Source organism: Legionella qingyii, assembly GCF_003184185.1.
This window is the reverse complement of sequence record NZ_QHJG01000025.1, coordinates 36,330-50,806: the sequence shown is the minus strand read 5'-3', so window position 1 is coordinate 50,806 and position 14,477 is coordinate 36,330.

The following is a 14,477-nucleotide window of genomic DNA, read 5'->3' as shown; positions in this document are numbered from 1 at the left end:
ATTTCTCAAAAGTTTAATTCAGCAAACAAGTCAAGTCTGTTGCGTAGTGCTCTGTTATATATTAGTACTTATGATATTAGTCGTAGAAGACGGAACCTTTCTCCTCATCTTCGGTTATTTCGTCTATTTGGTCTTAAATGACCTCCAACGGGACGAGACGCGTGTTATTTTGCGCTGAGTCTGTGTATGTGTAGACTTCGTTCCTTCGGTTTTATTTTCTATCGGTTATTGCATCCTTATTACTGACACTCATGCTTATTGAATAAATAAAACCAATTTTTTTCTCTTCGCGAAACTTATCTACTAAAGGTCCCATTACGTAACTGTCTATTATTAGCTAATTTAACGAAGTTTGATTGAGGAAAATCAATCCGAGCTAAGGTCTATTTTTGACAAATTTAATATTAACCCTGTAAGATGACAGGAACCGATTTTTATTGTTACTGTCCGGTTAATTTACGTTCGGTTTGATCGAGACGAATAATAGTTGAAAATTTTTTTTACGTAATATAAAAACTTGTTAGTTAGGTCGTTTACTACAGAGGAAAAATTTGAAAAATATTTTCGACGGTAAATTAACCCAAAACCATTAATATTTTAATTCTTTAAAAAACATATTTAGCGCTAGGTGTCGGCATACGCTACGACTATAGGTTTTTAGTAGTTCACATGGAACTATCCATTCGGGACCTTATAACATTTTTGTTAGTGGTGTGTGTTTCCATCCATGTAATACCACATTGCGTCTTTACGGTTGACTTGATAATTATTGATGCTGAGGTTCACGTAAGAGCTCATTACTTCCATTCACGACTAGTACTTACATGTAGTGAGCAAGAAAATAAACACGAAATTAACGGTTTGCGGACTAATGTAGCCACATTAAATGTATAGGAGACAGGTATCCTACTACAAATTTATGCTCTTTCCATAGCAAGTAACTAGGGACCCGTTTTCTTAGCTACTATTCGAGATATTTAACAAGTTGAAGAAACTTGGGGCTCACTCGCCAATGGACCATTAGTCTTTTGTGAACGTTGCCTTGATTTTTTATCGCGAATGCATTATGGGGGTTATTGACAACAAGTTATAGGCGAAGAGCGGTAAATATGGTTATGAAAGAGGTGCGTCTTGCGTCGGTGTGGGGGCGGAGATTTTAACATTCACCAGATACCACTTGTAATAAAAATTTTTCTTTGAAAGGATAGGGGGGATGTCATTTTATCGTCTTCGGTATGGTCTGGTAGACGGTTATACGCGCAGGATAAACAACAAGGACTATAACTTTGAGAACCATAACGAGGAGTCAACCTACTTTTACCCATTAGCGTACTCTCAAACGTAAGTGGGGGTATATGAGGTTTCATTGTTTTAATCCAGATTATATTGGGAGAAGTTTTTGACGATGAAGATAGGGCACAGCACGTCGCTAAAGACAGCGCTATGCTACTTATCCCGCTGTTAGAGGTATAACTTTTTATTATAGCTATAGTTTTGCAACATTTTTTAGAAGGTCGGTATTTCCGGTAAGAAGCTATGAAACGGATATCCAGTGACGAGGTTTGTTCTTTTTTTTCGTTAGTGGTCGTAACTTTAATTAAAATATATGAGCCCGAGGAACTCGAAAGTTCGAACGCCGGTTTACTCGTTTTTTTCCAGGATGACCAGGAACTTCATTATTATACAAGAATGGAACTTTTTATCTCAATGTTGACAAGAATATGTATAAACCAAAAGGGATTATGTTCGTGCATTATATGTCTTTTTTGAGTTCATTATTGTTGATTTTGTACTGGACTTGGATTGAGTATGAGACCTTATTTGAATTGCTTTGGATTAGTATTTATAACGTAGCGCCTTAGAAGGAGAACTATAAGCAAGTACTATATTTACGGTAATTAACGTCCTATGTCTCGTCGTGGTTACCTAGTGTAACGAGTTAACCGTAACCTACAGTAACGTTAGTTTCGTGTTCGTTAAAGGAGTAATTCGTTAGAGAATAAAGAAATCGGAATTAACTAGGTAATCCACAATAAAGGTAAGTGGTAAACGTTCGACCTTAATAGATCATACCAATTTTGTGTACAGAATAAGCGAAATATAACTGCAATGAGCAAATTAAGCTTCTGTCGAAGTTGTTGATTTTGGTTGACCTTAACTAGCCCACTACGACCGGATAAATTTTGTAATAGTCCTAAGACGAGCACCTCAATAAATAATAAAACCCGCTGAAACCTAAAATAGACTTGTTGTTAGTTTTATAGAAAAGGTAAGCAACAATCGACCGTTAAATTCAGCATAATCGGACATACGGAAATAATGAGCTCAACGTTAAGTAGTAAGAGAACTCTTTTTTGTACTACCGTAAAATGAAGAAAATCCTGTATCGCTAAATCTTGCTTGGGCAATACGGCTTCTCTAATTTTCTTATGCTAACTGCGGATAAAAAAAGTAAGTACTAAATTAAGGTTATTCGGTAGGACTCATAACGGCGCGTCCACTTTTCCTTTTTGTATGAGCTGCTTACTAAGTACGTGACTGGAACCCCTTTCCGTAATAACATTTGAGATTTCTATGTATATTACGAAATAAATTCAAACGCGAGAGGGACCTTTTTTTTAACGGACGGCATACGTAGCGCGGTGAACCTCACCTAAACGGTGTTAGTGCAAACATAAGAGCTTGCTACCTAAGTGGGATAAAACAACACTAACCATGCTAACTTGGGGCATTTTTAGTATAATACAATGAAATACATACCGTTTTGAATTAATTTGTTGACCCATCATTCCGTGGGTTTGACTAATAATAACCTGCCTCTCCTACCCTCACACTCGTATAATGAGCATACGAGCTAGCAACGAGTTTTGACGCACCGAAACAGAAACTTACCTTAGCTACAAGGCTACTCCTCAATAGCAGAACGAACGTTGTACGAGTTCGCGAGAATAAAGGAAGTAAACAACTTCCTATACCGAATGGTAACTAACTTCGAAATTTACGGCCACAAGGCCAATAACGGTCGTGTTGTGGACGAGATCATCTCTAACCGCTGTTATAAGGGCTCATACAACTGGGGGATCTATGACACGTTACCTATTTGTAGTAATGCTTAATACGTGTTGGTCTGTCGTCCAATTCTGTTCGTGTTTTTTTTGCTAATTGACTGATATTTCGTGGTTCGACCTCCTTCGTAAAAAACTAAAGTCTTGTAGAATATGTTAGATAACGCTTGGTCTTGTAGCATGGGAGATATGGATTATTAACAAGGCGAAAACGATAAAGATGCCCAGGGTTCCTGTAGGTATCGTCGTCCGTTTTAGAGTGAGTAAGTTACTAAATACGAACCGCGTACGGTATAACCTTTTCTGGTTAATAAGCTGCTAAAGATCGTCGAGTATGGCAGGCGAAACAAGCCTCTTGTGCGAGGTAATTTGGACCCTCGCAGGAAAACGAAACCCCCAGCGCGGGTTGAGGTGGATTCGATGCTCCCCTACAAAGTCAACGAGCTGACCTTCTACCGAAAGATGCGAGCCAACCGGATCCACGGCGAGACTGTGCGGGAAATAGCACCCAATAACTATGGGTTCCTTAGATAATATTACCTTGGTTTTGGAGACTAAATCTTTTATAAAATGTTATGAGGTGCAAGTGTCTCGGTAATAACCTTGCGCGTCGAAGAAAAGTAGTTGCATATCAGCGTGTACCCCATTGTTTTATATTAGATTTCCCTGTTCGTACCTTTGGTGGACGATTACTTTTTGCATAGTAAGACCAAGGTCCGGTTCAACTTTGTCTACGAAGTTAACGTAAACCTTGACCTCAATAATTTTGTTTATATCTTAACGAAGCTCGGCATGCACGTTTCTTAGGACTGCGTACCTATTATATATTTGGGGTAGGTCTGTAACAACGCCCAGACGCTCGTTTTCCTTAACTACTCGTATTTTGCGTAGTTATAACACTGCTTATAGAACTACTACATAGCTATCTTGTAGATAATTTTATGTAGCTACTTCATGTACAGTACTGGAGGAACCGACCTAAACTTCGCGAAGAATCTCCATTTCGGCAATGTACAATACCTAACGGGAAAATACGTCCGACCCCTAATTGTTGTCTGTACTACTCATGCGGAGCTGCGTGAGCTTTTGATTTCGATCTGCTTAATTAACGGCCCCGAAATAACGAAATAGGTTACATGTAATCAACCCTATTTCCTTGTGCTCAACGAGGACTTCTCCGGAACCTCCTCAATTAGAGCCCTTTTGTTGATTATTTTTGTCCTTTTCAAGTATGTAATAAGTCTCAACGAATAGCTTGTCATGCATTCAACTGCGCAAAGATATTAATTAAAATAGGAATCATAACCTTATAATAGCCACGAGTCTTTTGGATCTTATTCTAATAAATCTAACTACGTTATTTGCTAAACGGTTTTAGTTTTTCAGTAGAAATATACATCGATAGGCCGCAAGCCGTAGCAAAGGATAGGATGTAAGCGAGTCCAAATTTCCTAATTTTGAGATAGTTTTTATTATTACTTGAATGGATAATTGGGTAGCAGTTAAACGAGAGTAGGACTGACGATAAAAATTCAAAGCATATATTTTCTAGTCGGAATAGTACGTTAACGAACAGCCGAACACTTCCTCGAACATTTCTTCGGCAAAAGAAAACTTGGCGTCTTTCTTGGCTACACTCGAATAGTTGTTGTTGGCCTAATAAGGCTTGCGGTTATCTTTTTACTAGAACGTTCCCTACAAGAAGATTTTGTAGCTACTACGCTGACTATCTAAACCGTAGTTTTACTCCTGCAAGGTTATTGCGAAGTTATCGTTTCGAATTACGACATCAACTCATTCTCATCGTTAACCTCGCTATGTACAACGTGTAGACAACAACTAATTACTCAACTAGACGTCTTAGTTCTTTAAATAATTAAAGAACGACCGATTTTCTTTGAGGACAACCTATCGGTTGTTTCAATATAGGGAATGAATTCATAAAAAAAAGTAATAGAAAAACCCATACTTTACAATGAGGTAAAGCGTTGGTGACACTCTTTAGGGTGCCTGAAACCGCAGGTATATATCTTTTTCTTGGTAGGAATGACAAAAAATTTCGTTATCGTCTTACCGACTAGCCGTACATTCCTTCGCCATCGGGCCCAAACCAGCGTTTGTAATTAAGTTTCCATAGCGGAAATCTACTTAGTAGGTTACTCGCGTAAAATAGCCCGAGATACCTAAGTCCCGCATTACTTTAACAAAAAAGACGTACTCGGGGAAGTAGAAATCAGTTATTAAAACCTCTAAATAAAGAGTAGACTTTGTATCGTATGGCCGAGGTACGTCTAGGTAAGAAGCATATAAGAACTCCTGAATAATAGAAACGATTGAAACGTGCGTATTAAGGTTGAGGTAAATTACGGTTAAGTTGTGTCTCACATGAAATAAATCATAGAAATTGTGTCATTAGTCAATAGCAGTTGTCGTGCGTTACGTTTTAATTTAAGGTACCACTAGATATTATTATGTTTCGTAGTAATTTTTACCTAATAACGCCTCTATTAATACAAACCTGATTATTCAGCTGTAAGACCGTTTAATTAGCCGAGTCGACCTCGACCATGAGAAAAAGAACGTATACTACGTATGTTCATATTTGTTAATGTCCTTCTGTACTGCCGTAACGTTTGATACTAGTTACTATGAAGACTATAACAGCTACGTCTAGTTTTTTTAACCGAGTATAATCCATCCGTTTCAGGGCCAATGCAAGCTCTATGACTTTTTTGGGGGTTCCTCGTAGATGTCGTGTTTTATGTAAGCTCGAGATAGACCAAATTCAGTAATCCTTGGGTCGATCTATTGCTCTTTGTAAAACTAAACAAACGACCGTCACTAAAACATCATCTTTACAAACGTTTTTTTCCCGTTTGCGGGTTTCATGCACAAGTTGGTCTTTTCTACGAGTCACTACTGAATCTATGCTAATTGCTACTACTTGACAAACTTCACCCAAAACGTGCATTTGTCCCAAAACGTCTATAGTGTGTTTTTAGAGGAAAAAAAGTGAGTAGATAGCGTAATTCTTTTTAATTATTTCTCCTACAACGAGTAAGTCTTAAACACCATTAAGCCCCCGTCCTTTATTTTCTCCAGTATCGCTCCTGTTTATTTCGCTAAACACTACTCGTTAGCACATTAGAAAAAGCGAGGTTAACGATAAGTCGGAGCTAGATACGGCCGCCCCTTGAGTAGTTTCAGTAGCGACTTGCTCCAAGTTTTTGTCTTCTATGTTTTCTTAGGTACGTCCGCTAATAACCAGATTAAAGTCATGCTCGTAAGCTATTAAAACGAGCTCCACAATCGTTATTAAGTCACCATAATCTTGTCAACTGATGACGTCATGGAGTTCATAATCTTGTTATGCCCGACCCTTTTTGTTTGTAAGGGCGTTTGCGTCTTCCTGGGTTCAATATTTCTTGAAGCGTATTTAAAACTAAATTGTGTAATTCGTATGGATATATCCTCCATCTTATTACTTTAGGCGTTTATACAAATGTCAGCTACTCCTATACAACTTTTCGGAACCTCGGCCATGAAACTTTCATTAATCCCGGTTTCCTTAGGTCTACCTTCGTCTTTAGCGGCGTTTTAACCTCCTTAATCTCAGTAACCAACAACTTCCGAGAAGGTCATTACCTGAACGATTTCGTTTCCACTTACCATGAGTGGTTTAATATCTTGAAAGGAACCTAGGGCGGATAAGTCTTAACCTATTATTTTGTTTTTGTACACCCGACTACTGTCTCCGTTAATTACTACGCTAGATATTTCAATTAAATTGTTATCTTTTACTTTATAGATTGTATTTTATATCTATATGTCCCCTTCAATAATTTTCGAATAGGATTTTGAGTAAATGGCACGTAAAATTAACACAAGTAAACGGGGGATTTACTTCTAACGAGGACCTAGGTTGTTATTAGATTTAATTACGTATATTAATTAAGTATACTTTGACGTTGTTCCTACAAAAATACATACTGCTAGAGTCGTGAGGAATAGTTTGTGGATTTTCATAGCGTAGGAATGTTTACCCTCCATAAGAACAAGTTCTATTTAATAATTTTCTATGGGGGCAATTAGAGCATGAGTTTAGTAAATTAGCGGTACCTAATTAACGACCTCGATGTCCATCACCCTTTTGGTTTTGGTACGTTCACGAAAGACTCGTTAACAGAAACCGACCCCAAGGAACAGACCAGTACCTATAATTTCCCCTATAAAGGCCAAACCGTTACGGTCCGCTCCAGTTAAGTCCATAACTATTTGCTACGTTTAGCGAAGTTAATAGCAAATTAGGTGCGCCTATAGGGCATCTTAATAAATGGGATTCGTCCCAGAGACCTTAAGGAAATGCACGTTAACAAAGACTAAAACCACGTGATGAAAAAAGTTCCTACAATCCTTAGTTACTTTGGGTCCGCCCTCAACAGTGATAAGAAAAACTTATACGATTTCTGTTACCGTACGGTGAATAACTAGACGTTCTAAAATTTCGGAATAACGTTATACATGTTTCATTTCTTCCATTAAGTCTTTATCTTAGAGCGATACCATCACAGCGATGTCGGAGATATCCGAGGTAATACGCATTTTAACAACTTAATCTTAGGGTTCCACCGCGTCTAAAGAAACCACTTGGGCGCAAATTTTAACTACTAAATAATGTTACGCTGCTTTTACCGGTCCCTTAATAGAGGTAACAAGCAAATTACCTGTACGTTCTAGCCGGTGTTGACAAAAGTTGTAAATACGAGTTTAATGAATGACTATAAATGGCAGTTGATGGGCTCAACCCACTAGGACTATTCGGGTTTAATCAAAATAAATAACTACTCCGCGTGGAATAAAAGTTTTTACGGTCATTTCGGAATAATTTATGTAATCTGTGCTAACAATTTAATTAAGCGAGATTTCCACAGCCGAATTAAAAAACGTGAGTTTGAGGTTTGCTATAGGGCCTCCGACAAAACCCCGTCGAGCCTAATTTTTAAGTTGTACGTGATGCTCGTAAATGTCGTTTTCTAGCCGTTCGTTACTTTAATCAACGGGTTTTGAAAGGCGGTAGTTGAGTAATACTATGTCTCTTGTACAATTGATGTGACCCATAACCACTCCGCGAAAATTCACGGGAACTACGTCTTCCTGTCGGTTGGGGTGATTAAGTTACAAACTAAGCTGGTGGTCTTAGTTCTTACCCACAGAACTGACTCCTACTTCGTGTCGTGTATGATTCGTTTAGAGTAAACATAGTTGCGATACGAGCACGTCTTTTAGGCGTAAGCCGTAGTCTTTACGACCGTCTTTTCTTTGTTTTGGGTCGATACCTAAGGAGTAGACGTGGACCCGTTCTCTTTTGTCGTTCGAGTCTTAGAAGATATAACCATTGTTAGTCATTCTTATGAGAACAATCTGTTCAACAAGCCCTAAAAAAAGCAACCTATAATTTTTTAAACTGGTTCTCACCTGCGATCGTATTAATGTAAAAGTCATTACTGTTTTCTAAGACCGATAACTTTACTCTTCTGGAATATACAAGTATAGTTTGCTATGTGTAGCAACTTACTGAATCTTTAATACAGGACTAATGTGGATTCTAAGTAGTATAACCAAACTACCTTTAAGCTAGCTGGGGTTCGTTGGTAAATACTTCCTGCTTTTCGTTGCGTAGCACACTCTCTACTTGAGTTTGCCAAATTCAAACCGTGGATTTGAAAGTTTATAACCTTAATTTTATACGAGGAATTGAAAAATTTGCTTAGGCATTATAGAATAATAAATTTCGCATAGCCGCCAGAGAACGAATAAAACGAACCATAGAAGCCTAAGTATAATTGGAGGGGGTAAAGAGAAAATCCTCCTTAAAAGCCGAACAATTTCCCTTAATAACTATCTTTTCTGGGTGACCTTAGTCCAAAACTTCCTTATTCTTATCGGAGGAAACCAAGATATTTATATTAAGAAGAGCCTTATCTTAATCATGCAAAGTCTGGGTTACAAGATCTCAGACCGCTTGTTTTCTTTGGCAACCATTTTTCGTTTGGGTGACTTAATGTACAGCTCCTATTGCGAGGTTAACAGTAGAGTTTTCGGTGCCTTCTTTGGTTTCTGTGCTCAGGTTGCGAGTTTGGTTCGTGACAAAGGCTAGCGAAAAAAAGGGCTTGGCTCAATTTTTATTTTCGTCCCTATGGAGTTCGATGAAGTAGGGTACTCCGGTTACTAAGACGCTTTTAAGTCGATAAGGATCAATTTCAATTAGTTAAATATCGAGTTCTACTCCGTGTTCGAGGTTAATTTTCTCTTCTACTAAGGAGATTTCATTTTCTTGAGATATAGCTTTGTGATCAATGGAATTAGTTTTTAGGTCGGAGACGTTTTTTACTAAAGACCCTAGCGAACCTTGTCTACTCGTTGTTCCTGTAATTTAATAAACATTCATTTGAGTCACGGTTGTTTTTTTTGCCGTTCAAACCAAGTTGACTTGACCTAATAAATACCGCAGTTAAATTGCCTAAACTTAAACTTCAGAGTTTTTCTCTTTTATTTCGTTCGTTTAAACGTTATTACGAGCTTCGAGAAAGACTCCTTGTTAATTTTCGTAGCAAACTGAGTGGGCTGAAGAATTTGCATAATTTATTCCTGCGGAAACGACTATCACGTCACTTATGTAAGTGCGCATTCGTTAACCTCAACAAACGTCGGTTATCGTGTGCCGTACTTTGCGATTTGAGTTACTAGTTCTTTGAGTTTGGGCCGGGTATGAATAATCCATTTGAACAAAGTTAATACGGAATACGATGTCCCTCGTAGTCTTACAGCGAGTAGCTAGTCTATTCGGTATACCGCGTAGGTGGTAGGAAATTCGAGCTTGACTGTTTTAACCAGCTGGTAATGTAAGTTCAATTAAAAGTTTGCGTACTTTTTGTCGTACTTCGGAGCGTTAGTTTGTGTAGCGTATCGTATGGTTGTGGGGTAGGACGTTCTTTTACCCGAGGTCACGGCTGCCGATGGTTCGGTCAGATGCGCTCGTCGCGACAAGTTTCTTTCTTAACCTCACTACTCCGAAAACTACGTAAGTATGCGCTAAATTTACGGGGTTGTAAATACAATTTACGTCTTTCTTATTAACGTCTAAATCTATCGAACGGGCTAATAGCTTAATTTTACGAACATCTTGTTCGGCGTAGACGTCGTTCTATATGTGTAGACGATTTGGTGTAAACCAATGAGCTACGCTTTTGTAATTTGTCATTTAGTTTATATCTAACATCTCTTTTATCCGATTTCTAATAAAATCTCTTATATTGATTTAGCGTTAATCTTTCACGAGACTTTCTTTTATTTAAAACCCTTTAAAAATCTTTATGAGTTCTTGGTAAAACACTTTACCGGCGGGCCCAAGATAGAGGTCTTGTTAAACGTTGCTAATAAACGGTACGGGGTGAACTTGCTGTACGTCTAAAACGTTATTAGTAGCGAGTCTAATTCTTTCTATCGGGGTAGCTTTTCCTTTCTGACGTTTTTTAGAATTTTCGTTAATAAGGTGTACGATGAGGAACCCAACGAAACCATGACCTCGACGTGCATTGTTTAAATAATTGTAAACTATTCGTAGATAAACTCGTAAATGTGTTGCTCAATTTTTACAGTGATTGAGTTAGTAACCGTTCTGGCCTGCAACTAATATTAATATTATCTCTAGTGTCGAATCTATTCGTCCGGTAAAGAATAGATTAACGCGGAGTAAGTGTGTGAATATCACGGTGTCGCCGAGAAATTCTTTTATTTCCACTCATTTTACGTCGTATTGGGCCCAATGCTGAACGCGGGAGTGGGTCAGTTGTTGTGCATGAGCCACAATTTTAGTTGAGTTTACCCCAGTGCTATCGACCAGGGTACTTGCCCGATTTTTCCACATGTTTGGGTGCTACTTATCTATTTTCTTTTTAGGAAGGACTTTGTTTATAAATATAAAAAATTGATAATATATAAGATCCATAATATAAATTTATATTCCTACCTAGACACTTAATAATTTTCCTCAATTTTATTACGGTTAATTTTGGAAAAATTACCGCGAGCCAGAAGAATAGAGAAGTTACCCAATACGGTGATAATTATAACCTTGAGAATATAAATTTGGTGGAATGTAAAAGAGAGGTTTTTTACCTAAACTATAACTAAACCGTGTTAACGATACGGTCGCGAATTTTCTTGTTACATTGAAATAAGGTTACCCTTATTTACTCGAGATGTTTTTTGATGTTCTCCCATTTCAACTGAACCGTTACCCTCCATAAGGCTATAGAATACTGGATTTTTGATTAAAGTAAAAGTCGAACGGAATATACAATTCATTCCCCGTCAAAGAGCAAAACTTTTTATCAGTTTAACTAAGTTAATTGCCTAATGTTCCTTTTTGACAGCCATAAAACGTTTTGGGCGAGTTACCCCCCCACAAAATACTTATAAATGATCTTGTAATAGGTTTTGATAAAGTTTAATTTGAGATACTTCTACAACTTCTACAGAACCGTCTATATGTGTTATTTTGGTATAGCCGACGGAAAGAGTTAGCGAGTAGTCATTTAATAACCTGAGTACTTCCCCCATTAGTTAAATCCGGTAATCCGCTACATCTACTTCAACCTCTACCGTATCATTAAGACCGTAGTGGGTTCTTAGTTCGTAATTAGCTAGCATAATTACTACATAATTTTCGTTATCTTTTTCTATTATGTATGTATTTTAATATATTATGAATAAAAAGTCTACTTATTTAAGCATTTCTCTTTAGAGACTGTTTTTTGTTCCATGTAAAAATCTTTAGTTGCTCGTAGAATTAACTAATACCTGTGATAACCGAGAGATAATCCTGAAATTAATCCACGTCATGCACATCGAGCGTTGGTCCTAAAGGGTCACTAAAAATCGGCAGTTTTAGGCCTTAATAAAACGCGGAATGAAAGTAATTAATAGAAAAATTCCTGTCTAACCTTAGTATGGAGTCCTTAAGCATTTATTAAGTAATATAACAAGAAGTAATTTTGGGTTCCGTTAACAAAACGGTAAAAGCTGATTTTGTCCAGAGAATTACTCGCTACGTAAAAGCTATTATTTTAGATAAAAAAGGCTGTATGAGTTACGAAGTATTACCAGAAATATAAAAGCCATGCAGCAAGGAAAAAATAACTACCCTTCAAGCGGGTTCATTAGTCGGGTACGAAAATAAACACGACGAAAGCCCCCTAAAAAAAACTTTAGCTATTTGAGTATTAGTTACAATAAAAAGAGGTCCTTGCAAGCACGAAAAAAATGTCATAGTGTTAACCCCTAACGTTTGTAACTTTAGTAAAAACGAGTGTCTTAAGCCGCTGACTGTAGTGATGTAAAATATTACAACGTGAGTAAAGAAGGTCCTTTTATCACGTTGGTTTGATATAGGAACTTAGTTTCCTTTAGGAATTGGATTTGATCCTAAACCCCCCCTTATATGTACGTTCGTAGTATTAAAAGGTATAATTGATTAACGGAAAATGAATTTATGAGAAGTTTGAATTTTTTCGTTTCGAGAGTCTTCCATAAAAACGACTAAACAAAGCGAGTATAAGTCGAACCTAAAATATAATCAATGAAGAAAGGCCATTGTAAAAAATTGTATAGTGATCTGAGGAGATTGCGTAGTAATTAAAAACTATGGTGTAGCATAAAACTTACTTTTTTAAATACAGCAGGCCAGAAACGTTGTCCAAATCGATTTCATTAACGAAGAAGAAAACTCTCAAGGCGACGAAATTATATTCAGAATTAACTAACAGCATCTCAGAATAGATTAACTCTATACCAAAGTATTATTAATGAACTAAGCAGTTAACCGCAATATTTTAGAGATCACTCAACAAGGCACCGCGAGAAATAGACCAAATAAAACAAAACCTATTAGACTATAAAAAGTAATGAAAGCGGTATAAAAAGAAGATCAAATAACGCATAACATTATTCTCGGGAGAGATTTAAATGACGACGGAGTTGTTAGTAAACGACAAAAAAAACTTTTTCTAGTTTTTGGAGGTATTACACAAGAACTCATAATATAAAAGACTACATCAGCCATAATATTAAAGCTTAGTCCGGTTTTCATACAAACCTTCCTAATTTTAGAAGATGTACTAATCATATACATAGATTTTGGAGCAGTATCCAGACTATCATTAAAAATCAAGCTCGGTCTATAAGCCTCCGTCCTATATGTAGTAGCCTGGTTCCTAGCGTTTATATTCGTAGAAATGGGGTTCAGAGACCAAATGCGCCTAGTGAGGGAAAAACAGAAGGTTGATGTTCATGGTGTACTAAAGGCGGGTAATTAACTTTTTGAAGGCGCAAATGTACTCCTCGTATTACTCGTTATATTAGGTTTCGATTAAGGCTCTCGAGTAATGTTAAAGGTTAACTTATAAAGAATGACGTAAGTTGGCTAACTATTTTAAGCATTTATATTATCAGTTTGAGATTGGTACTCAAATGCCAAAAAACTCTAACAAGAGAATGTAGAAAATGACGTAGTGATTCTGAAAAAAAGAATAGTTATCCTATTCATAATAACTATTCAACTCAAGGCGGGAGATAATATTTAAGAGAACGTATAAATAAGCGTTCTTCTCGTCGTAGGAATAAACTTATTCCTTGTTACCGGAAACCGTTGAAGTATTTTTTGGTTTAATTAATTGAAATTTAGTTTAATATCAAGTCTATAACAGAAATATGACTCTAATAAATTAGTTGATTTACGAGTTCGCAAGTTCGTAGAACGGAGTTGGAAATACCGTTATTAGACCATGAGGTCCAACGTCCGATTCGAAGTGGATTTAAATTTTGTGTACTCTAGCAAAAGAAGTTGCGTCGGATTCTTCTACCGGCCAACATATAGTTTTCATCGTAATCTTCATAATCAATAGTATGGTTAGTGGCAAACCAAACGGACAAAGAGTTGGAATTATTTTTCACAGGGACCGGCTCAGTGATTTCATCCAAAAAGTCGCGGTAGTCGCTATTAGTCGACATGTAGATTCCTGTATAACAACAGTAATTGTTTTACTCTATTTCGTGAAACGTACGATAGTATTGTTTAAAGTTACGGGTCAAAGTCAGGTCTTTTTAGGAATTGGTTTCATAGCAAGTAAGGACTAAACTTTTTTAAAGCTGCGTTCAGGTCCATCATTCAAGTGAGCTTTTCTTTGGCGAAACAAAGCAACATAAAAATTCGTACAGCCATTATAGAACTACCGCGTATGTAGTTGGAAACTGCTATTTTTACTACTCCCTAACCAAATTTAAATTGAGTTCAACCGAGTTAATATTGTTAAATTAGCGTAAAAATGGTTACGAGATTGGTCCGATGTGAAC